The organism is Phycicoccus jejuensis, assembly GCF_000720925.1.
Lineage (GTDB): Bacteria > Actinomycetota > Actinomycetes > Actinomycetales > Dermatophilaceae > Phycicoccus > Phycicoccus jejuensis.
This window is the reverse complement of record NZ_JOEE01000008.1, coordinates 16,695-39,023: the sequence shown is the minus strand read 5'-3', so window position 1 is coordinate 39,023 and position 22,329 is coordinate 16,695. Positions and strand designations below refer to the sequence as shown.

At 74.7% G+C, this 22,329-nt stretch carries 22 protein-coding genes; 8 read left to right on the top strand and 14 right to left on the bottom strand.

Annotated elements, in window-relative coordinates:
• Positions 1–24: 24 nt before the first annotated feature.
• Positions 25–2,151 carry a DNA gyrase/topoisomerase IV subunit B gene (locus tag IG69_RS0114935; RefSeq protein WP_030528976.1) on the bottom strand — a complete coding sequence of 709 codons (2,127 nt, stop codon included), beginning with the start codon at positions 2,149–2,151 and terminating at the stop codon, positions 25–27.
• A gap of 236 nt (positions 2,152–2,387) precedes the next feature.
• On the opposite strand from IG69_RS0114935, the gene IG69_RS0114930 reads away from it, so the two are divergent.
• Together IG69_RS0114930 and IG69_RS0114925 are read left to right on the top strand one after the other, a co-directional pair.
• Positions 2,388–2,600, top strand: coding sequence for a DUF7455 domain-containing protein (locus IG69_RS0114930; RefSeq protein ID WP_030528975.1), 213 nt, complete (start codon positions 2,388–2,390; stop codon positions 2,598–2,600).
• Between the two features lie 35 nt (positions 2,601–2,635).
• Positions 2,636–3,118 carry a DUF456 domain-containing protein gene (locus tag IG69_RS0114925; protein WP_030528974.1) on the top strand — a complete coding sequence of 161 codons (483 nt, stop codon included), beginning with the start codon at positions 2,636–2,638 and terminating at the stop codon, positions 3,116–3,118.
• A 34-nt stretch (positions 3,119–3,152) separates the two neighbouring features.
• Here the strand turns inward: IG69_RS0114925 and IG69_RS0114920 are convergent, their stop codons facing one another.
• The 7 genes from IG69_RS0114920 to IG69_RS0114890 form a co-directional block, all read right to left on the bottom strand.
• Positions 3,153–3,533 carry a DUF3040 domain-containing protein gene (locus IG69_RS0114920; protein WP_030528973.1) on the bottom strand — a complete coding sequence of 127 codons (381 nt, stop codon included), beginning with the start codon at positions 3,531–3,533 and terminating at the stop codon, positions 3,153–3,155.
• Between the two features lie 62 nt (positions 3,534–3,595).
• On the bottom strand, positions 3,596–4,894 hold the full coding sequence (dinB, locus tag IG69_RS0114915; protein ID WP_084696845.1) for a DNA polymerase IV: 1,299 nt from the start codon (positions 4,892–4,894) through the stop codon (positions 3,596–3,598).
• An 18-nt stretch (positions 4,895–4,912) separates the two neighbouring features.
• On the bottom strand, positions 4,913–5,686 hold the full coding sequence (locus IG69_RS0114910) for a class I SAM-dependent methyltransferase (RefSeq protein ID WP_030528971.1): 774 nt from the start codon (positions 5,684–5,686) through the stop codon (positions 4,913–4,915).
• A gap of 45 nt (positions 5,687–5,731) precedes the next feature.
• Positions 5,732–9,604: a DNA polymerase III subunit alpha gene (locus IG69_RS0114905; protein WP_036830322.1), complete on the bottom strand. Its 3,873-nt coding sequence runs from the start codon at positions 9,602–9,604 to the stop codon at positions 5,732–5,734.
• An 8-nt stretch (positions 9,605–9,612) separates the two neighbouring features.
• Positions 9,613–10,026: an SAV_6107 family HEPN domain-containing protein gene (locus tag IG69_RS0114900; RefSeq protein WP_036830319.1), complete on the bottom strand. Its 414-nt coding sequence runs from the start codon at positions 10,024–10,026 to the stop codon at positions 9,613–9,615.
• A 14-nt stretch (positions 10,027–10,040) separates the two neighbouring features.
• Positions 10,041–10,316 (bottom strand): DUF6504 family protein, encoded by a 276-nt coding sequence (locus tag IG69_RS0114895; protein ID WP_030528968.1) that lies wholly within the window; start codon positions 10,314–10,316, stop codon positions 10,041–10,043.
• A gap of 190 nt (positions 10,317–10,506) precedes the next feature.
• A complete protein-coding gene (locus IG69_RS0114890) occupies positions 10,507–10,992 on the bottom strand; it encodes a hypothetical protein (protein WP_030528967.1) in 486 nt (161 codons plus the stop codon).
• 69 nt (positions 10,993–11,061) lie between these two features.
• On the opposite strand from IG69_RS0114890, the gene IG69_RS0114885 reads away from it, so the two are divergent.
• Positions 11,062–11,598, top strand: a complete 537-nt coding sequence (locus IG69_RS0114885) for a YbaK/EbsC family protein (protein ID WP_051750612.1) — start codon at positions 11,062–11,064, stop codon at positions 11,596–11,598.
• 53 nt (positions 11,599–11,651) lie between these two features.
• Entirely contained in the window at positions 11,652–12,122 is a 471-nt protein-coding gene (locus tag IG69_RS0114880) for a heme-degrading domain-containing protein (protein ID WP_030528965.1), read from the top strand.
• A 76-nt stretch (positions 12,123–12,198) separates the two neighbouring features.
• On the opposite strand, the gene IG69_RS0114875 is transcribed toward IG69_RS0114880, so the two are convergent.
• From IG69_RS0114875 to IG69_RS0114865, 3 genes are all read right to left on the bottom strand, one after another.
• Positions 12,199–12,774, bottom strand: coding sequence for a hypothetical protein (locus tag IG69_RS0114875; protein WP_157577638.1), 576 nt, complete (start codon positions 12,772–12,774; stop codon positions 12,199–12,201).
• A 440-nt stretch (positions 12,775–13,214) separates the two neighbouring features.
• Positions 13,215–13,625: an MmcQ/YjbR family DNA-binding protein gene (locus IG69_RS0114870; protein WP_030528963.1), complete on the bottom strand. Its 411-nt coding sequence runs from the start codon at positions 13,623–13,625 to the stop codon at positions 13,215–13,217.
• A 274-nt stretch (positions 13,626–13,899) separates the two neighbouring features.
• A complete protein-coding gene (locus IG69_RS0114865) occupies positions 13,900–14,805 on the bottom strand; it encodes a methylenetetrahydrofolate reductase (protein ID WP_051750656.1) in 906 nt (301 codons plus the stop codon).
• Between the two features lie 105 nt (positions 14,806–14,910).
• Here IG69_RS0114865 and IG69_RS0114860 point away from each other — a divergent pair, with 105 nt between their 5' ends.
• Complete coding sequence (locus IG69_RS0114860) at positions 14,911–15,996, top strand: polyprenyl synthetase family protein (RefSeq protein ID WP_030528961.1); 1,086 nt, start codon at positions 14,911–14,913, stop codon at positions 15,994–15,996.
• Positions 15,997–16,005: 9 nt separating this feature from the next.
• On the opposite strand, the gene IG69_RS0114855 is transcribed toward IG69_RS0114860, so the two are convergent.
• A complete protein-coding gene (locus tag IG69_RS0114855) occupies positions 16,006–16,395 on the bottom strand; it encodes an Rv2175c family DNA-binding protein (protein ID WP_030528960.1) in 390 nt (129 codons plus the stop codon).
• A 165-nt stretch (positions 16,396–16,560) separates the two neighbouring features.
• Between IG69_RS0114855 and IG69_RS0114850 the strand changes: the two genes are divergently transcribed.
• The 3 genes from IG69_RS0114850 to IG69_RS0114840 are packed head-to-tail and all read left to right on the top strand — an operon-like array spanning position 16,561 to position 20,566.
• Positions 16,561–17,670 (top strand): LysM peptidoglycan-binding domain-containing protein, encoded by a 1,110-nt coding sequence (locus IG69_RS0114850; RefSeq protein WP_051750610.1) that lies wholly within the window; start codon positions 16,561–16,563, stop codon positions 17,668–17,670.
• 50 nt (positions 17,671–17,720) lie between these two features.
• Entirely contained in the window at positions 17,721–19,631 is a 1,911-nt protein-coding gene (gene pknB / locus IG69_RS0114845) for a Stk1 family PASTA domain-containing Ser/Thr kinase (RefSeq protein WP_030528958.1), read from the top strand.
• A 5-nt stretch (positions 19,632–19,636) separates the two neighbouring features.
• A complete protein-coding gene (locus IG69_RS0114840; RefSeq protein WP_030528957.1) occupies positions 19,637–20,566 on the top strand; it encodes a DMT family transporter in 930 nt (309 codons plus the stop codon).
• A gap of 313 nt (positions 20,567–20,879) precedes the next feature.
• Here IG69_RS0114840 and IG69_RS0114835 read toward each other — a convergent pair whose 3' ends face one another.
• Both IG69_RS0114835 and IG69_RS0114830 read right to left on the bottom strand, forming a co-directional pair.
• Positions 20,880–21,212, bottom strand: coding sequence for a hypothetical protein (locus IG69_RS0114835; protein ID WP_157577636.1), 333 nt, complete (start codon positions 21,210–21,212; stop codon positions 20,880–20,882).
• Between the two features lie 63 nt (positions 21,213–21,275).
• Entirely contained in the window at positions 21,276–22,322 is a 1,047-nt protein-coding gene (locus IG69_RS0114830) for a threonine aldolase family protein (RefSeq protein ID WP_030528955.1), read from the bottom strand.
• Between the last annotated feature and the right edge of the window lie 7 nt (positions 22,323–22,329).

Genomic DNA, 22,329 nt, shown 5'->3' with positions numbered 1-22,329 from the left:
TGGCGCGGGGCGTGGCGACCCCGCTCAGGCGTCGATGCGCTCGCGGTCGAGCGCGCCGGCGCTCTCGATGATGAAGTCCTTGCGCGGCCCGACCTCGCCACCCATGAGCAGCTCGAAGACCTTGCCAGCGGTGTCGAGGTCGCCGAGGGTCACCTTGCGCAGCGTGCGGTGGGCGGGGTCCATCGTCGTCTCCGCGAGCTGGTCGGCGTCCATCTCGCCGAGGCCCTTGTAGCGCTGGAGCGGCTTGGTCTTCCTGCCGCGCTTGGCGAGCGAGGCCATCGTCCGGCGCATCTCGGCCTCGGAGTAGGTGTAGATGACCTCGTTGGCCTTGCTGCCGGGGTTGACGACCTCGATGCGGTGCAGCGGCGGCACCGCGGCGAAGACCCGGCCGGCCTCGACGAGCGGCCGCATGTAGCGGAAGAAGAGGGTGAGCAGGAGGGTCCGGATGTGGGCGCCGTCGACGTCGGCGTCGGTCATGATGATGACCTTGCCGTAGCGCGCCGACTCGAGGTCGAAGGTGCGCCCGGAGCCGGCGCCGATGACCTGGATGATCGAGGCGCACTCGGCGTTGCCGAGCATGTCGGTGACCGAGGCCTTCTGGACGTTGAGGATCTTGCCGCGGATCGGCAGGAGGGCCTGGTGGTCGCTGCTGCGGGCGAGCTTCGCGGTGCCGAGCGCGCTGTCGCCCTCGACGATGAACAGCTCGGTGTGCTCGGGGTCGCTGCTGCGGCAGTCGGCGAGCTTGGCCGGGAGCGAGGACGACTCCAGCGCGGTCTTCCGGCGCTGGGTCTCCTTGTGCATCCGCGCGCTGATCCGCGACTTCATCTCGGCGACGACCTTCTCGAGGAGGGTCGCGGCCTGCTGCTTGGTGGGGCGCTTGGTCTCGGTGAGCAGCGCGGTGAGCTCGCGCTCGACGACGCGCGAGACGATCTGGCGGACCGCGGCCGTGCCGAGGACCTCCTTGGTCTGGCCCTCGAACTGCGGCTCGGCGAGGCGGACGGTGACGACGGCGGTGAGGCCGGCGAGCGCGTCGTCCTTCTCGAGCTTGTCGGTGCCCGCCTTGAGCCGGCGGGCGTTGGCCTCCACCTGCTTGCGCAGCACCTTGAGCAGCGACTGCTCGAAGCCCGCGACGTGGGTGCCGCCCTTCGGCGTGGCGATGATGTTGACGAAGGAGCGCAGCGTCGTGTCGTAGCCGCTGCCCCAGCGCACCGCGACGTCGACGACGCACTCGCGCTCGACGTCGGTCGGGGTCATGTGGCCGGCGGCGTCGAGGACGGGCACGGTCTCGGTGAAGGTGCCGGTGCCCTGGAGGCGCCAGACGTCGGTGACCGGGGCGTCGGCGGCGAGGTACTCGCAGAACTCGGAGATGCCGCCGTCGTGGAGGAAGACCTCCTCCGTCGGCTCCTCGCCCCGCTCGTCGCGGACGACGATGGTCAGGCCGGGGACGAGGAAGGAGGTCTGCCGGGCGCGCCCCAGCAGGCCCTCGAGGTCGAGCCCGGCGTCCTTGAGGAAGATCTGCCGGTCGGCCCAGTAGCGCACCCGCGTGCCGGTGACCCCGCGCTTCGGCTTGCCGACGACCTCGAGGTCGCTCGTGGCGGTGTAGGGGGTGAACCCGTGCTCGGGGTCCTTGCGGCCCTGGGCGCCGGCGACGTCGGAGAAGACACCCGGCTCGCCGCGGCGGAAGCTCATCGCGTAGGTCTTGCCGGCGCGGTCGACCTCGACGTCGAGCCGGGAGGAGAGGGCGTTGACGACGGAGGCGCCGACGCCGTGGAGGCCTCCTGAGGCCGTGTACGAGCCGCCGCCGAACTTGCCGCCCGCGTGCAGGCGCGTGTAGACGAGCTCGACGCCGGTCAGGCCGGTGCGCGGCTCGATGTCGACGGGGACGCCGCGGCCGTTGTCGCGGACCTCGACCGAGCCGTCGCCGTGGAGGATGACCTCGACCCGGTCGCAGAAGCCGCCGAGGGCCTCGTCGACCGCGTTGTCGATGATCTCCCACAGGCAGTGCATGAGGCCGCGGGAGTCGGTGGACCCGATGTACATGCCGGGACGCTTGCGCACCGCCTCGAGGCCCTCGAGGACCTGGAGGTGGTGGGCGGTGTACTCGGTCGCGGACTTGCTCGTCGCGGTCTTCTTGGCAGCGGTCGCAGGCACGTCCGCAGGGTATCCGGCGGCCCCGACGGCCCCCGACAGGCGCACCGCAGGGCCCGGTGCCGACGCGTCCGGGGGGTCGGTCGAAAGGTCACGATCTCGACACCGCCCGGTCAGTTCGACACCCCCTCCGCCCCGGGAAGCAAACGGCGTGCTTGACTGTTGCAACGCCTGCCGATCCACACAGGGTCGGTGGACCGAACACCTAGCACTGACCCGGACGAGCCGAGGAGGCCGACGTGAACGCCGCACTGGCACCCACCCTGACCGCCGCGGACCGGTGCGACCGCTGCGGGGCCCAGGCGTACATCCGCGCCCGCCTCCACGCCGGCGGAGAGCTCCTGTTCTGCGCCCACCACGGCCGTGAGCACGTGCCGGCCCTCGTGGACAAGGCCGACATCATCGACGAGAGCGAGCGGCTGACCGAGCGCCAGCCCGTCGTCGGCGACTGACCCCACCCGCAGCACCCCTCACCGTGGACGCGCCGGTGGATGACATCTGGCTCGTCCTGCCCCCGCTCCTCATCCTGCTCGGGCTCGTCGGGATCGTCGTCCCGGCGCTGCCCGGCACCCTCCTCGTCGTGGCGGGCGTGGCCGTCTGGGCCGTCGTCACGCACACCCCCACCGCATGGGTCCTGCTGACCCTCGCCGTCCTCGTCGCCGTCGCCGGCCGCGTGCTGCAGTACCTCGTCCCCGGGCGGCGGATGAAGGCGCAGGGCGTGCGCACCTCGACCCTGGCGCTGGCCCTCGTCCTCGCGGTCGTCGGGTTCTTCGTCGTCCCGGTCATCGGGGCGCTCATCGGGTTCGTGCTCGGTATCTGGCTCGTCGAGACCGGCCGGGGCGCCTCCCGTGCGGAGGCGTGGACGCGCACGAAGCACGCCGTCGTGGCCGTCGCCCAGAGCATGGGCATCGAGCTCGCGGCGGCGCTCGTCGTCGCCGGGCTCTATGTGCTCGGTCTGCTGCTCACCTGACGGGTCCGCCCACCGCTGCTGCGGCGGGCAGGATTCACCAGTTGCCGCCCTGGCGGCGCTCCCAGCGCTCGTCGAGCCGGTCGATGAGCGAGCTCTTGCGGCGGGGGCGGCCCTTGGCCGGCTGGACGCCGCCCTCGGGGCTGACGACGCCGAGGTGGGCCTTGCGGGGCGGGGTGACGGCATAGGCGACCGAGGCGACCATGAGGGCGAAGCCGATGGCCCCGACCCACATCGTCGTGTTGACCCCGACGAGGACGAGACCGAGCCCCGCGACCAGCCCGAGCACGCCGATGATCCACCGTCGTCGCTGGAGGGACCCGCCGCCCTTCATGCTGGAGGCGAACTTCGGGTCCTCGGCGGCGAGCGCCTGTTCCATCTGCTCGAGCATCTTCTGCTCGTGGTCGGAGAGGGGCACAGATCCTCCCTGGTCGGCCCAAGGCGTCCTCACGACGCCCCCGGGGGTGTAGCTCTGGAATGTCAGGATATGTCGCGTCGTCCTCCCACGGAAGCGGATGGACGAGGTTGCACACCAGACGGACGAGGTTCGACGTCCGCATGGCGGGGACGGACGAGGCTGGCCGGCCGGACCACCCCCGAGCCGAACCGCGCGCGGGCCCGGTCGACCGCCCGGTCGGCGTCCCGCCAGCCGTGCTCGGGCTCGCCGAGCACCCCCTGCAGCGGGGCCTCCGTCGCCGGGACGAGACCGGAGAGCCGGACCCCGACGAGGCGGATCCGGGCGCGCTGGAGGCCGAGGGCGTCGAAGAGGGAGACCGCCGTCGCGTGGAGCGTGCGTCCGCTGTCGGTCGGTTCGCGCAGCGTCCGGGAGCGGGTGATCGTCGTGAAGTCGCTGAACCTCACCTTGAGGGTGACGGTCCGCCCGGTGAGCCCGGCCGCGCGGGCCCGGGCCGCGGTGCGGTCACCGAGCCCGAGGAGGCGCCGGCGGATCTCGGTGGCGTCGTCGATGTCGGCCTCGAAGGTCTCGTCGCTGCCGATGCTCTTCTCGCGCTGCTCGCGCTCGACCGGCCGGGGGTCGCGCCCCCAGGCGAGCTCGTGGAGGTGGCGCCCGGTGGCCGTGCCGAGCGCACGCTCGAGCGTCGCGAGCGGCGTGTGGGCGATGTCGGCGACGGTGTGCAGGCCGAGCCGGGTCAGGGCCTCCTCGGTGCGGTCCCCGACCCCCCACAGCGCCGCGACGGGCAGCTGCTGGACGAACGGCACGACCTCGTCGCGCGGGACGACGACCATCCCGTCCGGCTTGGCCAGCCCGGAGGCGAGCTTCGCGACGAACTTGCTCGGCCCGACCCCGACGGAGCAGGTGATGCCCTGCTCGTCGTGGACGGTGTCGCGGAGCATCTGGGCGATGGCCGCGGGGCTGCCGAGGCGGCGCAGCGCCCCGGAGACGTCGAGGAAGGCCTCGTCGAGCGAGAGCGGCTCCAGGTGCGGCGTCACCGACCGGAAGGTCTCCATCACCCCGGCCGAGATCGTCGCGTAGAGGTCGTGGTCGGGGCGCAGCACGGTGGCCTGCGGGCAGAGGCGACGGGCCCGGGACATCGGCATGGCGGAGGCGACCCCGAACCGGCGCGCCTCGTAGGTCGCCGACAGGACGACGCCGCGGGTGCCGCCGCCGATGATCACCGGGGTGCCGACGAGCTCGGGGTGGGCGAGCAGGCTCGCGGACGCGTAGAAGGCGTCCATGTCGACGTGGAGGACGGTGCAGCCGGTGTCGTCGGGCGGGGTGTCGACGAGCCGCTCGGGCAGCGCGAACTGCCGCCGGCTCACGGGGCGCTCCCCCGGTGCTCAGCCCCGGGTCGCGAGGACGTGCAGAGCGCTGCCGAGGCTGCCGAGCACCGGGTGGGCGGTGTCGGCCGCCGCGGCCTCCTCGAGGGCGGCGAGGGCGGTGCGGTCGGCCTCGGAGTCGAGCAGCGCGGAGGGCACGAGGTCGGCGAAGACCCGCACACCCTGGACGTGGACCGGGGTGAGGCCCTGCGCCTGGACGAGCGCGACGACCGCGGCCTCGTCGAACCGCCGGGGCGCGGGGTCCTCCTCGCCCCAGCGCCCGTCGGGGCGCTCGAGGACCGCGCGGGCCCGGTCGAGCCGGCCGGCGAGGGCGTGGGTGAGGACGGCGTGCAGGCGCTGCGCGACGACGAGGCTGAAGGTGCCCCCGGGGGCGAGGAGGCCGGCGGCCGCCCCGACCGCGGCCGCGGGGTCGTCGACGACCTCGAGGGTGCCGTGGAGGCAGACGAGGTCGAAGGGCTCGTCGGCGCCGACGAGGGAGGCGACGGTGTCGGCGTCGCCCTGCAGCGCCCGGACCCGGGCCTCGACACCGCGCTCGCTCGCGCGCCGGCGCAGCGAGAAGAGGGCGTCCGGGCTGGGGTCGACGACGGTGAGCTCGTGGCCGGCGACGGCGAGGGGCACGGCGGTGCCGCCGGTGCCCCCGCCGAGGTCGAGGACCCGCAGCGGCCGGCCGAGCGCGGTGCGGCGCTGCTCGGCGTGGGCGTCGAGGACGCGCTGGACCGCCGTCGTCCGCGACCCGCTCGCGGGGCCGGGCCGCCGGCCGCGGTCGTCGGACACGGTGAGTCTCCTCCGGGACGGTGGGGCGCTGGTGCGGTGCCCACCCTAGTGTCCCGAGCTGCCGGGGCTCGCGTGCCACAGCTTGCGCGGCGGCAGCGCCGGGGTCGCGGCCGCCGCGGCCGGGACGACCCGCCCCGGGGGCGTGCCCGGGACCGGTCGCGGCATCCCGCCCGGGTGGTCGAGGACCGGGGCCCCACGGCCGGCGCGGGGGTCGGCGCCCGCCGGCTTGATGTCGGCGTACGGCGACTGGCGGAAGCCGGAGGCGTGGACGAGGACCCGGCGCCCGGAGCGCTCGGCGGCCTCGCGGGCGGCGTGCTCGGCGGCCTCGGCGCGGGCGACCGCCTCGGCCTCCCCCGCCGCGACGGCGGCCCGCACGGCCTCGAGCCCGCCGAGCTGCCAGGCGTCCCAGAGCGCCGCGAGCTCCCACGCACCGGTGGCGCGGATGGAGACGCCGCGGTCGCCGGTGCGGCGCAGCACACCGCGGACGAGGAGCAGCCACGAGTGGAAGACGACGCCGGAGTACGGGCCCTGGACGTCCTCGAAGAAGGTGCAGTCCGAGGGGCCGGTGCCGTCGTCGAGGGTGAGGAAGACCACCCGTCGTCCGGAGCGCACCGGCGGGGTCTGGGTCGCGACCTTGACCCCGGCGACCCAGACCTCCGAGCGGCTCCGGGAGCCGACGAGGTCGCGGCTGCGGGTGACCCCGAGGGCCTCGAGCAGCGGCTCGTAGAAACTGACGACGTGGCTCGAGACGTCGAGGCCGAGCACGTCGAGCTCGGCCCGGACCCGTTCGGCCCCGGTCATCTCGGGCAGCCCGGCCCCGGCGACGAGGCGCGGGCGGTCGCCGAGGTCGAGGGTCAGCTGGGTCGGCTGCTCCGCGGCGGGCACGACCTCGCGGGCGGCCCGGCTCTGGGCGGCCGCGCGGAGACGGACGTCGACCCCGCCCGCCTCGACCTCCCGGGCGGCCGAGGTGGGCAGCGCACGGCGGCGGCTCGGGCGGGGGCGCCCGCTCCCCCGGTCCCAGCGGTCGAGCTCGGCGACGTGGAGGAGCAGGTCGCGGCGGGTGACCCGGCCGCGCCGCCCGAGCCCGCCGTCGGCCGTCGTGCCGTGGAGGGAGTCGAAGGCACCGGCGAGGACGAGCCGCTCGACGACCGGGCGGCTGACCCGGGCGCGGGCCCAGAAGTCGCCGAGGTCGGCGTAGGGCTGGCCGGCGACGACGCGGGCGACCTCGGCCTCGCTGATGCCCTTGACGTCGGCGAGCGAGAGCCGGATGCCGTAGGGCTGGGGGTCCTGCTTCCACCCCGGGCGCGGGTCCGGGGCGACCTCCTCGACCGGCTCGATCCGGTAGACCTCGCGCGAGGCGTTGACGTCGAGGCCGAGCACGGGGATGCCGAAGGAGCGGGCGTCGTCGAGGAGCAGCCGCTTGGGGTACATCCCCGGGTCGTGCGTGAGGATGCCGGAGAGGAAGGCCGCCGGGTGGTGGGTCTTCAGCCACGCCGAGTGGTAGGTCGGCAGCGCGAAGGCCGCGGCGTGCGCCTTGCAGAACCCGAAGGACGCGAAGGACTTGAGGACCTCCCAGATCCGGTCGCGGTCCTCGGCCGCGTAGCCGCGGGCCGCGGCCGCCGGGCGCCACCACGCCTCGACCTCCTGCTGGCCGTGCGGGGTGCCCATCGAGCGGCGGACCTCGTCGGCCTGGGCCAGGCTCACCCCGGTCGTCTCGGCGACGATGAGGAGCACCTGCTCGTGGAAGACGACGACGCCCTCGGTCTCCGCGAGCGCGGGGACCAGGCTCGGGTGGAGGAAGCGCGTCTCGCGCCAGCCGTGCCGGGACTCGAGGAACGGCGTGATCATGTCGGACTTGACCGGGCCGGGCCGGAAGAGCGAGATGTCGACGATGAGGTCGTCGAAGGCGGTCGGGCCGAGCTTGCCGACGAGCTCGCGCTGGCCGGGGCTCTCGATCTGGAACATCCCGAGGGTGCGGGTCGTGCGGATCAGCTCGAAGGTGTCGGGGTCGTCGAGCGGCACCTGCGCCTCGTCGTCGAGGTCGATGCGCTCGCCGGTGACCCGCTCGACCTCGGCGACGGCGTGCGCCATCGAGGACTGCATCCGGATGCCGAGGACGTCGAGCTTGAGGAAGCCGAGGGTCTCGACGTCGTCCTTGTCGAGCTGGCTCATCGGGAAGCCGAGCCAGGACGCCTCGACGGGCGTGCGGTCGAGCATCCCGGCGTTGGAGAGCACCACCCCGCACGGGTGGAGGGCGATGTGCCGGGGCAGGCCGTCGAGGGACTCGACGAGGTCGAAGAACTGCGCCATCCGCGGGGAGTCCAGGCCGCGGCTGCGCAGCTCGGGCAGGTCGGCGATGGCGTGCCGGGCGTCCTTGGCGCGCACGTGCGGGAAGGCCTTGGCGATCTCGTCGATCTCGAGCGGAGGCATCCCGAGGGCGGCCCCGACGTCGCGGACGGCGTGGCGGACCTTGTAGGTGTCCATCATCGAGACGCACGTGACGCGCTCGCCGCCGAAGCGCTCGAGGACGGCCTCGTAGATCTCGGTGCGGCGGGCGGACTCGACGTCGACGTCGATGTCCGGCAGCTCGGCGCGCAGCGGGGAGCAGAACCGCTCCATGAGCAGCCGGTGGCGGATCGGGTCGACCCCGCTGATGCCGAGGAGGTGGTTGACGAGGCTGCCGGCGCCCGAGCCGCGGGCCGCGACCCGCACGCCGCGGGCCCTGATGAGGTCGGTGACCTCGGCGACGGTGAGGAAGTAGGTCGGGTAGCCGAGCGAGCGGACGACGGTGAGCTCGGCGTCGAGGCGGTCGAGGACGACCTGCCGCTCGGTGTCGGTGGCGTCCGGGTAGCGCCGGCCGACCGCTGCGCGGCAGCGCTGCGCGAGGACGTCCATCGGGTCGGTGCCGGGCTCGATGCCGAGGATCTCGGGCTCGGGCAGGTGGACCGCGCCGATGCCGAGGTCGTCGCGGGCGTGCTGGACGCACTCGGCGGCCACCCGCGCGGTCATCGCGAGGAGGCGCTGCGCGCGGGCGGTGTCGCCGCCGGTGACGGTGAGGGCCCGGGCGTGCATGTCGGCGGTGCTCGCGAGGTGGCCGGCGTCGGTGACCCGGTCGAGGTGGCGGGAGTCGAGGACGACGAGCCGGCGCGCGGCGTCGAGGACGTCGACGGTGCGCACCTGTCCCGGCTCGGCGTGCCGGACGGCGGCGCTGAGGACGGCCGTCACGCCGGCGGCGTCGGCGAGGGCGAGCATCCGGCCGGCGTGTGACCGGCAGCCGGGGGTGCCCTCCGGGCCGCCGTGGAGGACGACCTCGACGGCGAGGCCGTCACGCGGCAGGAGCGCCCGCCAGCGGGCGAGGAGGTCGCGGGCGTGCTCGCGCTGCCCGGCGAGGACGGCCCGCCCGACGTCGGAGTCGGGGCCGAGGAGGACGACGAGGCGCGCAGGGGCCGCGGCGTCGTCACCGGCCGGGGCGGTCCACCGGGCGAGGAGCGCGGGGGTGGTGACCGGGACGCCGCGCTCGCCGCGCAGGTGGGTCTCGGTGACGAGGCGGCAGAGGGAGGCCCAGCCGGCGCCCGCGGCCGCTCCCCCGCCGCCGCCCCGGCCGAGGACGGTGACCCGGGGCCGACGCGGGTCGACGATCGCACCGCCGCGCACCGGGGTGCGCGCCCGCCGCACGGGCGGGGCGGGCAGGAGGTCCTCGACGGCGAGGTCGACCCCGAGGACGGGGTCGACGCCCGCCGCGCCGCACGCCTGCGCGAAGCGGACCGCGCCGTAGAGGCCGTCGCGGTCGGTCAGCGCGAGCGTGCCCTGGCCGAGGTCGACGGCGCGGGCGACGAGGTCCTCGGGTTGCGAGGCGCCGTAGCGCATCGAGTAGCCGGAGGCGACGTGGAGGTGGGCGAACCCGTCGGCGGTGGGCATGGCGGGCCTCAGGCGGAGCGGACGGGCGCGAGCCGGCGGGCGGCGGGGGCGACGGGGACCCCGAGGCGGGCCGCGACGAGGTCGAGGAGGACCTCGGCGTCGCGCAGGAGGTCGTCGGCCTCGCGGGCGGTGACCCGGACCAGGCCGGTCTCGACCCCGACCCGGTGCCCGGTCACCGCGGCGAAGCGCTCGGCCCACTCGGTGAGCTCGGGCGCGGTGCGGGCGACGAGCGCCCAGACGTCGTGCGGTCCGGCGCCGGGGGCCTCGGGCGCCGGCCGGGAGGCGACGAGCGCGGCGGCGGCGCGCAGCGCGGCGAGCGAGGCCGCGAGGTAGCGGGTGGAGGCCCGGCCCGCGACGCAGGCGTCGGCGAGGGAGGCGCGGGAGCGCTCGAGGAGGTCGAGGGTGGTGGCGGCGTGGGGCATCGGTCTCGTCCGTCTCAGTCGTGGGCCCGCAGGAGGAGCCAGTGGTCGTCGTCACGGCCGAGGTCGAAGACCCCGACCGGCCCGGACGGCGGGCGGGCCTCGACCCGCCACACCCGCCGCTCGGTCGCGGTGGCCGCACCGTCCTCCCCCACCTCGCGCCACCAGGCGCGCCGCTCCTGCCAGGCGTCGAGGACGGCGCACACGGTGTAGCGCCGCCCCCGCCAGACGAAGGAGCGCGGAGTCGGGTCGGCCCCCGCCACCTCGAGCGGGTCGTCGTGACGACGCACCATGAGGCACCTCCGGACGGGCAGGACCGATCGCCCGGCGACCTCGCGGGGCCGGTGGACCGGTGGGGGATGTTCGAACGCGTGTTCGACCTGATGACCACTGTAGACCCCTCCCCCGACACCTCGTCAAGCGGTACGGGACATCCGGGAGGATCGCCGCAGCCCCCGGCGCACCCGGGCCACCAGCGACCCGTCAGGTCCGGACGTGGGGCAGCAACGGCCACCAGTGCCGTTCTCCCAGAACCGATCCCGTCTCCACGAGTGGGAGCCAGCGCCCGGTCCGCAGCTGGTCGCGGGCGGCCACGACGTGCCACACGGCGAAGTGCGCCACCGGGGTGGGCCAGGGGTAGGGAGCCGCGTCGACCGGCACGGTGTTGCGGACCCAGCCGACCAACCGTGTCGGGTCGTGACCGGTGAGCACCTCCCCGGCCAGGCGTCGGACCGTCGCCCCCACGGTGTCGCCCACCACCGCGGTCGGCAGGTCCGGTCCGCGCCCGTCTGCCCGCTCGGTGACGAGCAGGGCCGGCCCGTCGGGCCCCGGGGAGGTCACGGCCAGGCGCACGAGGGCCACAGGGTCGGGAGGCGTCGCCGACCCCGCGAGGACCACCTCCGCCACACCCCCCTCGGGCAGCCAGTGGCACGGGTCGTGACGGACCAGGACCGTGGAGGGCGCGCGCATCGCCGGGACCCTACCGCCGGGCGCCGTCACCCCCGCCGGCGGACGTCCGGCTGCCACTACGCTGCGGTCATGTCGACCGACCCCGCCGGCGTGGCCGCCGCACCCCCTCCGGAGCGCGACCTCACGACCCACCGGCGCGTCGCCGGGGTCCTCGAGACCCTCGCCCTGCACCACGTCCGCCCCGAGCTGCGCCAGCTGCCCGGGGCGGTCCGCACCGCGCAGGCCGCCGCGGACGCGCTCGGGGTCTCCCCCGCCGAGATCGCCAACAGCCTCGTCTTCGTCGCCGTCGGCGCCGACGGCTCTCGCACGCCCCTGCTCGTCCTCGCCTCGGGCGGGCACCGCGTCGACACCGCGAAGGTCGGGAGCCTCCTCGAGGTCGACGCGCTCGAGCGGGCCGACCCCGACTTCGTCCGCGAGCACACCGGGATGGCCATCGGCGGCGTCGCGCCCGTCGGGCACCCGCAGCGGCTGCGGACGGTCGTCGACGTCACCCTCGGGCGCTACGACCGCGTCTGGGCGGCCGCCGGCCACAGCCACGCCGTCTTCGCGACGACCTACGACGAGCTGATCCGCATCACCGGCGGCCAGGCGATGGACGTCGCCTGACCCGGGACCCGACCGGCGCACGGATCGGTTGACAGGTGCCCCATGATGGCGCTGTGGACCAGTGGCCGACGACGGAGGACATCGCGCGGGCGGAGGACGAGGTCGTCCTGCCCGAGCTCACCGAGCAGACCGCCTACGCCCTCGGCTGCCGGGCCGTGGAGGCGGGCCTGGAGCAGGGGCTGCCGATCGCGGTCGGGGTCTGGCGAGGAGAGCGCCAGCTGTTCCACTGCGCGCTCCCCGGCTCGACGCGCGACAACAACGAGTGGCTGCGCCGCAAGGGGCGCGTGGTCATGCGGTTCGAACGCTCCTCGCTGTACGTCGCCCGACTGTGCAAGGACCAAGGGACTACTCTTGCAGACAAGTTCGCGTTGCCCTCGTCGCGGTTCGCCGCCGCCGGCGGCGCCGTCCCGCTGCACGTCCGGGGGGCCGGTGTCGTTGGGTGGATGGGGGTCTCCGGGCTGCCGCAGCTCGAGGACCACCGGTTCGTCATGAGGATCCTGCGCGAGCACCTCGGCGAGCGCTAACGGCCAGCGGCGACGTGACGCAGGGGCGAGTGCCCGCTCCTGCCTCCGGAGCGGGGCCGTCTCGGCCTCTCCGAGGTCACCCGTGTCGCGTGACGTCCTTGGCCGCGGCAAGAAACTTCTCTCGGTCACCGACCATCTCCATGAAGCTGTCCGCAGCGCCGGCGGCGTCCCGGCTGAGCACCGCACCGGCCGCTCGTCGCATCGAACGCTCGAACGCGAGTGCGGCGCTCGCGACGTCATCCGGCCCGACGAGGTCGACCATCACCCTCTGCGTCCGCATGGCCCCGGTGAGCTGCCTCAGCGTCACGGCCTCGTGACTCTGGGGATCCAGCTCGGGGATCGGGTTGGGCGGCACCATCCCGGGGGCCGACTCCGGAACCAGCTCCGCGACTGCGCTGGTCAGCTCCAGCGCGATCTCGTACCTGCTGATCTCCCCCACGTGGATGTACTGGTCGAGGAGGTCGACGAGCTTTTCGGCAGGTGCCATGAACGAGCGGTAGGTCGTCCGCAGGTCGAGGAGCCGAGACTGCTCCCTCTCGAAGGCGTTCTGGCGAGAGACCTGCTCGCGCGACGACCAGTAGGCCACCCCGGCAGCGGCGAGTGCAGCCCCTGCGGCGATCCATGCGGCGACGATCGAAGCGTCCGTGCTCATCTCGGGAGTGTCCTGCACGGTTCCCCTCGAGGGAAGGCTTCGCGTCGCCGCCCCCCTGGGCGACTATCGGTCACCGGGCTCGACGACGCGAGGAGGGAGTCGGCCCGGCGCGTGGCCGACACCGAGGCGAACGGGCTGCGGGCCGAGCTGCGAGCGCTGGCCCGCGCGCAGCGGATGCGGATCCGCACTGCTCGGATCGACGACGTGGTCGTCGTGGCCCGCCTCGACGCCGCTCGTCGGCCCTGCGCGACCTCGACCATCGTCAGGGTCGCACCACCACGCGACCGTCGCCTACCGGCGACGAGACACGGGTCGAGACGGCGCAGTTCCGTCCGCATCTGCCGCTGAGCACCGGTTTCCGCGCCGTCCCAGTGATGACGCGGCGGTTCCGTCGTACGTACCCACCTGCCGCGGTGCGTTCGCCGCATGATGGCCAGTCGTCATCCGTCCAGCCGCCGCCCGAGCTTCCTGGGTGCGCAGAACCGGTAGCTCTCCGTCACCAGCTCGACGACCTCCTGCCAGTCGGTCTCGTCGTCGAGCACCATGCCGACGACGGTGGGCGACCAGGACGGTCGGTAGAAGGGCGGGCCCACGTGTGTCAGTGCCTGCAGCTCTTCCCCGGTCGACCGGAAGGTCAGGACCGTGATGGGTGCGGCCACGCCGGTCACGTCCCGGTAGGACGACGCAAAACCCTCCTGGGAGACCAGGACGTGGGCGAAGGTTCTGCTCCGCACCCGCCACCTCACACCCGTCCAGGCGTCCTCCTCGTACGCGTCGGGGAGCGCCAGAGCCGTGGACGCGACCCGGTCGACGACGTCCCCGGAGGGCTCGATACGCGGTTCCCTGGCCACCCGTCGAGTTTCCCAGCGCCCTCCGACAGCTCCCCGAACCGGTGATGCACCGCGGGGTTCTCCAGCGACCGTGGGGCCAGTCCGACGGACGCATCACCAGGGGCCAGAGCGGCGGCCGTGCAACGCTGCCGTCACGGGCGTGACGCGGAAGTCGGCGCGGGACGCGGATGCATCCGGGTCCTCCATGAGTTTCTGCGCCATCACCGTGACGACGCGAAAGCCGGCCCTGTCACTCCCCCGGCTTCTCGGCCGGCGGGGACACGCGGCGCCGGAGTCAGAGGCCGAGGGCCTCGTGCACCTCGAGCGTGGCGGTCGAGCGGTTCATCGTGATGAAGTGCAGCCCCGGCGCGCCCTCGTCGAGGAGGCGGCGGCCGATCTCGACGGCGATCTCGACGCCGACCGCGCGCACCGCCGCGGGGTCGTCCTTGACGACCTCGAGGCGCTCGACGACGCCGGGCGGCAGGGGCGTGCCCATGAGCTCGCTCATCCGCTGGATCTGCCGGTAGCTCGTGACCGGCATGAGCCCGGGAGTCACCGGCAGGTCGCGGCGGGCGGCGACCCGGTCGCGCAGACGCAGCCACGTGGCGGGGTCGAAGACCATCTGGGTGATGGCGAACTCGGCGCCGGCGTCGGCCTTGCGCACGAGCACCTCGACGTCGTGGTCGAGGTCGGGGCTGTCGGGGTGGACGTCGGGGAAGGCCGCGACGCCGAGCGTGAAGTCGCCGAGCCCGCGGACGAGCCGGACGAGGTCCTCGGCGTGGTCGAGGCCGTCCGGGTGGTTGCGCCACGTGCCGCGGACGTCGCCCGGCGGGTCGCCGCGCAGCGCGAGGACGTTGCGGACGCCGGAGTCGGCGTACTGGCCGACGACCCGGCGCAGGTCGGCGACCGACTGGTCGACGCACGTGAGGTGCGCGAGCGGGGTGAGCGAGGTCTCGTCGGCGATCCGGCCCGTGACCCGGACGGTGCGGTCCTGGCTCGTGCCGCCGGCGCCGTAGGTGACCGACACGAACGCCGGGCGGACCCGCTCCAGACGACGGATCGCGTCCCAGAGGAGCACCTCCGCGGCGTCGTCCTTCGGGGGGAAGAACTCGAAGCTGACGGCCGGGCGGGCATCCCGCAGGCGCGCCGGGATCGACGCGACGAGGTGCTCGGGGCGGCCGCCCCCGCCGAAGTGGGCCATGGCGGCGAGGGTACGCGAGGCGCGACACCGTAGGCTCGGGGGCGCCAGCATCCGACCGTCGCCCGTCCGGCGCCGACCCCGCCCGAACCGCCGAGGAGCCACCGCGTGACCAGCGTGCTCGACACCGCCGACCTGCGCGGACGGGTCCAGCGCGTCCTCGACGACGAGCTGGCCGCGCAGGCGCACGTCCTCGCCGAGCTCGGACCGGACGTCGAGGACCTGCTGCTGGCGATCGGCGACCTCCTGCGGGGCGGCAAGCGGCTGCGCGCCGCCTTCCTCTACTGGGGCGGTCGCGCCGCAGGCCTCCCCGACTCCGAGGCGCTCGTGCGCCTCGCCGCCGCGATGGAGCTGTTCCAGGCCGCGGCGCTCATCCACGACGACGTCATGGACGACTCCGACACCCGCCGCGGGATGCCCGCCGCCCACCGCGCGCTCGCCACCCGGCACGCCGACCGCGGCTGGTCCGGCGACGACGCCCGCTTCGGCCTCGCGGGCGCCGTGCTCGCCGGCAACCTCTGCCTCACGTGGACCGACGAGCTCTACGCGACGTGCGGGCTGCCGGACGCCGACGTCGCCCGCGGCCGCCCCGTCTTCGACCGGATGCGCACCCAGCTGATGGCCGGCCAGTTCCTCGACGTCGTCGAGTCGGTGCGCCCCTGGGCCGGCCTGCCCGACGACGAGCGCGTCGCCCGCGCCGGCCGGGTCATCCGCTACAAGAGCGCCAAGTACACGGTCGAGCACCCCCTCCTCATCGGCGCGACGGTCGGCGGGATGGACGCCGCCGGGCTCGACGCGCTCTCGCGCTACGGCCTCGACGTCGGGCGGGCGTTCCAGCTGCGCGACGACCTGCTCGGCGTCTTCGGCGACCCCGACGAGACCGGCAAGCCCGCCGGCGACGACCTGCGCGAGGGCAAGCGCACCGTCCTCCTCGCGCACGCCCTCGCCGGCAGCGACGCCGGCGGGCGCGCCCGCGTCGAGGAGCTCGTCGGCCGCCCGGACCTCGCGGTCGGCGACGTCGACGAGCTGCGCGGCCTCATCACCGGCTCGGGCGCCGTGGGCGTCCTCGAGGACGAGATCGGGCGGCTCGCGGACTCCGCCCGGGCCGCGCTCGACGCCGCGCCCGCGCTGGACCCGCAGGCCCGCGAGGTGCTCCTCGAGCTCGTCGCGACCGCGACCGCCCGCCGCGCCTGAGGCGAGGGCCTAGAAGGCCTCCTCCATCGCCCGCCGGCGGACCTCGGTCTTGAAGCCGGCGCGGATGGCGTCGAGCGGCGTGCCGGGCACCGGCAGCGTGTCGTCCGGGGTGTGCAGCCAGCGGATGATCTCGGCGTCGTCCATCCCGCCGTCGGCGAGCACGGTGAAGGTGCCACGCAGCGCCGGCAGGGGCCCGTCGTCGTCGACGAAGCCCGCCGGGACCGAGACGACGTTGCGCTCGCCGCGGCGCACCGCGATGAGCTCGCGCTCCTCGAGGAGGGTGCGCACGTCCGAGAGCCGGCGGCCCAGCCGCTCGACGAGGTCGGGGACGGTCAGCCACTCGGGGACGAGGGCCTCGAGGTCGTCGCGGGCGTCGGGGCTCGTCGGGGTCTCGCTCACGCGGGCCAGCGTGCCACAGCCCGGGCCGGCGACGGGAGCAGCCCCGGGGCCGCCGAATCCCTTCCACACCACGCACACCAGCCGTCACTCCGGTACCTTGAGTCCCGGATATCACAGCCGAGACGCCCTCGCGCGCCCGACACCCCCGACGAAGGACCCCTCCGCATGGTCACCGCCGCTCCCCCGCCCGCCGCTCCCGCCGCCACGCTGCACGCCGTCGCCGCCCCGGGCCGGGTCGCCCCGCACGGCTGGACCGCGCACACCGTGCGCCCCGGTGAGACGCTCGACGGCATCGCGCAGCGCTACCGCACGACCGTGCGGGTCCTCGCGGCGCACAACCACCTGAAGAACCCCGGCATGATCCACCCCGGCGACCGGATCTCGGTCCCGCGCACCTCGGGCGGCGCCTCGTCGGCCAAGGCGGCGACCACCAAGAGCACCGTCCACGTCGTGCGCTCCGGCGACACCCTCAGCGGCATCGCGCAGCGCTACGGCGTCTCGCTCGCGTCCCTGCTCAAGGCCAACCACCGCTCCGCGAGCTCGTTCATCCACCCGGGCGACCGCCTGGTCGTCCGGGGCGGGAAGAGCGCGTCGTCGTCGACCTCCAAGGCGGCGGCCCGCTCGACGGCCCCCTCGACCAGGTCCTACACCGTGCGCTCCGGCGACACCCTGAGCGGCATCGCCGCCCGGTACGACACGACGGTCGGCGCGCTCGCCCGCGCCAGCGGCATCTCCACGGGTTCGCTGCTGCGGGTCGGCCAGCGCCTCAAGGTGCCCACGACCGCGGCGCACGCGGTCTCCGACACCTTCAACGGCGTGAAGTACCCCTCCGGCGTCGTCGCGGCCGCCCGCCGCAACCACGACCTCCTCGCGAAGCGCTCGGTCCCGAGCCGCACCGAGACCAAGCGGATCATCACCGAGACCGCCCGCCGGCACGGCGTCGACCCCCGCCTCGCGCTCGCCGTCGGCTACCACGAGTCGGGCTGGAACCAGCGGGCCGTCTCCCCCGCCAACGCCGTCGGCGTCATGCAGGTCATCCCCTCCGGTGGCGAGTGGGCCTCCTCGCTCGTCGGGAGGAAGCTCAACCTGCTGGACGCCCGCGACAACATCACCGCGGGGGTCGTGATGCTGCGCGCGCTCGGCCGCGCGGCCTCCAGCACCGACCAGGCGATCGCCGGGTACTACCAGGGCCTGGCGTCGGTCCAGCGCCACGGGATGTACTCCGACACCAAGGCCTACGTGCGCTCGATCAACCGCCTCCGCGCGACCATGTGACCGGCCGGTCGCGGGACGGGGGCAGGGTCGTGACTACGTACACTCCTACGGTGTCATCCACCGGCGACGCGCTCATCGGGCGCACCCTCGACGGCCGCTACCGCGTGCTGTCGCGCCTCGCCGACGGCGGGATGGCCACCGTCTACCTCGCCCTCGACGAGCGCCTCGAGCGCGAGGTCGCGCTCAAGGTGATGCGACCGCACCTCGTCCACGACGACACCTTCGTCAGCCGCTTCCGGCGCGAGGCCCGCTCGGCCGCCTCGCTCTCGCACCCGAACGTCGTCGCGGTCTTCGACCAGGGCCAGGACGACGGGCACGCCTTCCTCGCGATGGAGTACGTGCCCGGCCAGACCCTCCGGGAGGTGCTGCACGCCGAGGGCTCGCTCTCGCCGCGCGCCGCGCTCGACCTCCTCGAGCCGGTCCTCATGGCGCTCGCCGAGGCCCACGGCAAGGGCCTGATCCACCGCGACGTCAAGCCCGAGAACGTCATCATCAACGACAACGGCACCGTCAAGGTCGCCGACTTCGGCCTGGCCCGCGCGGTCTCGAGCCAGACGATGACCAGCTCGTCCGGCGTCCTGCTCGGCACCGTCGCCTACCTCTCCCCCGAGCAGGTCGAGCGCGGGGTGGCCGACGCCCGCTCCGACGTCTACGCCGCCGGCCTCGTCCTCTTCGAGATGCTAACCGGCACCAAGGCCTTCACCGGCGAGACCCCCATCCACGTGGCCTACCAGCACGTGCACGGCGGCGTGCCGGCTCCGTCCGAGCGCGTCCCCGGCCTGCCCGCGTCGATCGACGAGCTCGTCGCCGAGGCGACCGCCCGCGACCCCGACGAGCGGCCGGCCGACGCCGCCGAGCTGCTCGCGCTGCTGCGCCGCACCCGCTCCGGCCTCAGCGCCGCCGACCTCGACGCGCGCCCCGCCGGGGTCGCCGCGGCCGCCGCTGCCAGCGTGCCGACCTCGACCGCGGCCCTGCCGGTGCGCGACCGCACGGCCCTCGCGCCCGCCTCCGACACCGCCCGCACGACCGCCATCGACGTCGGGGCGCGCCCGCTCGAGGGCGTCGTCGTCGACGACCGGCGCGGCCGGCCGCGCAACTGGTGGCCGGCCGCCGCCGCGTCGGTGCTCCTCGCCGCCGCGACCGCGTGGTTCTTCTTCCTCGGCCCCGGGGCGACCGCCACCGTGCCGTCCGTCGTCGACCGCCCGCAGGCGCAGGCCGTCGCGGCGCTGCGCTCGGCCGAGCTCGACGCCACCGTGCAGCAGGCGTTCTCCGAGGACGTCGCGAGCGGCACCGTCATGGACGTGCGCCCCGGCGTGGGCTCGACCGTCCGGCGTGGCAGCGACGTCGTCCTCACCGTCTCCAAGGGCAAGGAGCGCTACGCCGTGCCCGACCTCGCCGGGTCCTCGCTCGCCGAGGCCCGCCGGCAGCTGGAGTCCGGCACGCTCGCCCTCGGCAAGGTCACCGAGGCGTTCTCCGAGAAGGTGCCTGACGGCCAGGTGGTCTCGACCTCGCCCAAGGCCGGGACGCAGCTCAAGCGGGACGCCGCCGTCGCGCTCGTCGTGTCCAAGGGACGCCAGCCGATCTCGGTGCCGGACGTCACGGGCAAGGACGCCGCGGCGGCCACGAAGACGCTGGAGGACCTCGGCCTCGACGTCGACGCCTCCCGCCAGGAGAACAGCGACACCGTCGCCGCGGGCGACGTCGTCAGCCAGTCGCCGCGCGACGGCACCCTGTACCGCGGCGACCAGGTCACCCTCGTCGTGTCCAAGGGGCCGGTGCTCGTCGACGTGCCGAACGTCATCGGCAAGCAGCTGCCGGAGGCCCGCCGCATCCTCGAGGGCGCCGGCTTCCAGGTCAAGGTCGAGCGGGCCCTCGGCGGCATCTTCGGCACCGTCCGCTTCCAGGACCCCGAGAACGGCAAGGCCCGCAAGGGCTCGACCGTCACGGTCACCATCGTCTGACGACGGTGACCACCTCCCCCCGGCTCGCCCGCGCGGCGACGCTGCTCCTGCTGTTCGTCACGGCCGTCTGGGGCTCGACGTTCTTCCTCATCCGCGACCTCGTCGAGACGGTGCCGCCGAGCGACTTCCTCGCGGTGCGCTTCGCGATCGCGGCCGTCGTGATGTTCGCCGTCTTCCGGCGTCAGACGCTGGCCCTCTCGCGCGCCGACCTGCGCCTCGGGATCGCCCTCGGCGTGCTCTACGGGCTCGCCCAGGTGCTGCAGACCGTCGGGCTCGCGCACACCGATGCCTCGGTGTCGGGGTTCGTCACCGGCACCTACGTCGTGCTCACGCCGGTGCTCGGCGCGCTGCTCCTGCGCGACCGCGTCGACGCCGTCACGTGGGGCGCCGTGGCCCTCACGACCGTCGGCCTCGCCGTGCTGTCGCTGCGCGGGCTGTCGGTCGGGTACGGCGAGGGCGTGACGCTCGCGTCGGCCGTGCTCTACGCCGGGCACATCATCGTCCTCGGCCGGTGGTCGACCCCGTCCGCCGCCGTCGGGCTGGCGACCGTGCAGGCGGGCGTCATCGCGCTCGTCTGCGGGGTGGGGGCGGTCCCGGGCGGACTGACCCTGCCCTCCGGCGGCGGCCAGTGGGCCTCGGTGCTCTACATGGCCCTCGTCGCCGGCGCGGCGGCCCTCTGGGCACAGACCTGGGCGCAGGCGCACCTCACGGCGACACGCGCCGCCATCGTCATGGCGATGGAACCGGTGTTCGCGGCGTTCTTCGCGGTGCTGCTCGGCGGCGAGTCGGCCACGCCCCGGCTGCTGCTCGGCGGCGGGCTCGTCGTGGCGTCGATGTACCTCGTCGAGCTGCGCGGGATGCTCGCGCGCCGCCGCCGCCGGGGAGCCAGCGCCGCGGACGACCCGCCCGTCGAGGCGCTGCACCACGACGTCTGACGCCACCCGGGGGGCGAGGTGTCGCGACGTGCCGACGTACGGTCGTCGCACGGACGACGAGACGGGTGCCGTGGACGACGGTCCGGACCAGTGGAGCCTCGAGGCCAGGCAGGTCCTGCTGGCCCGCGCGGAGGAGGTACGGACCGCGATCAGTCGCTACGTGGACGACCTCGACACTCGCAGGACGCCAGGCCGAGCTCCCCGAGCTGTTCGACGTCTCGGATCGGCTGCGCTCCGTGGTGGGTGCGTTCGACGACGCCGCGTTCGACCTCACCGGCGTGTGCCCGTTGGGGGTCGACGCCTGGGACCCCGGTCAGAGCTGGAAGAGCCGCACGCAGACGGCGTAGCAGCGCGCCACCGACTCCGGGTCGTGGTGCTCCCCCGGAGACTCACCGACGCGCCGCGCGCGCTCGCGCAGCGCCGCTCCCGGGTCGGGCGAGACGAGGTCGAGGCACAGCCCGGTGACGACGAGCCCCGCGTCGTGCTCGTCGAGGTCGTCGATCACCAGCCCGTCGTACAGCAGGGTCGCAGCCTCGCCGAAGACCTCCCGGGCCATCTCCCGGTCGACCCCCGGCCGGGCGTCGGCCACCCACTCGGCGGTCGCGAGGAACTGGTCGTAGGGCGGGTGGGTCGGCACGGGTCGCACGTTGCGAGGGTGGCACCGTGCCAGGCCCGCCGACAACCGGGTTCCTCCGCCGGGTGCGAGGCGTCAGGCCGCGGTGAGCACCTCGCGCGCCGCGGCGATGGCGGCCTCGGTGCCGGCGTCGTCGACGTCGAGGTGCCAGACCAGGCGGACGGCCCGCGGCCCGACCGAGTACGTCCGCACGCCGTGGACGAGCAGCGCCTCGACGAACGCGGCCGAGGTGAGCCCGGCCGCCCCGACGTCGAGGACGACGATGTTGGTCTCGACGGTGGCGGGGTCGATGACCCCGGGCACCGCCTCGGCGCAGGCGTCGGCGAAGCGGCGCGCCCGGGCGTGGTCGTCGGCGAGCCGCTCGACGTGGTGCTCGAGGGCGTGCAGGCCGGCGGCCGCGAGGATGCCCACCTGGCGCATCCCGCCGCCGTAGCGCTTGCGCCAGATGCGCGCCTCGGCCATCGCGTCGACGGACCCGACGAGGACCGAGCCCACGGGGGCGCCGAGGCCCTTGGAGAGGCAGACCGACACGGTGTCGAACTCGCGACCGTAGTCGGTCAGCGCCACCCCGGACGCCACGTGGGCGTTCCAGAGGCGCGCGCCGTCGAGGTGCATCGCCACGCCGAGAGCCGTTGTGGCAGAACGCACCTCGCGGATGGCCGACAGCGGCTGGACGGTGCCGCCGCCGAAGTTGTGCGTGTTCTCGACGACGACGAGCGAGGTCTCGACCTGGTACGGACCGACCCCGGTCGTCACGAGCGACATCGGGCCGGCCGGGTCGAGCAGGCCGCGCTCGCTCGCCCAGGTGCGGCTCGTGATGCCCGAGAACACCGCTGCCGCACCGAGCTCCGCGCGCACGACGTGCGCCTGCTGGTCGGCGACGAGCTCCCGTCCGGGTGCGACGTGCAGCCGCAGCCCGAGCTGGTTGGCCATGGACCCGGTGGGGGTGTACAGCCCCGCCTCGTGGCCGAGCAGGCCGGCGACCTTCTCCTCGAGGGCGCGGACCGTGGGGTCCTCGCCGAAGACGTCGTCGCCGACGTCGGCGCGGGCCATCGCCTCGCGCATGGCGGGGGTCGGTCGGGTCAGGGTGTCGGACAGCAGGTCGGCGCGGATGGCGGCCACCTCTCGG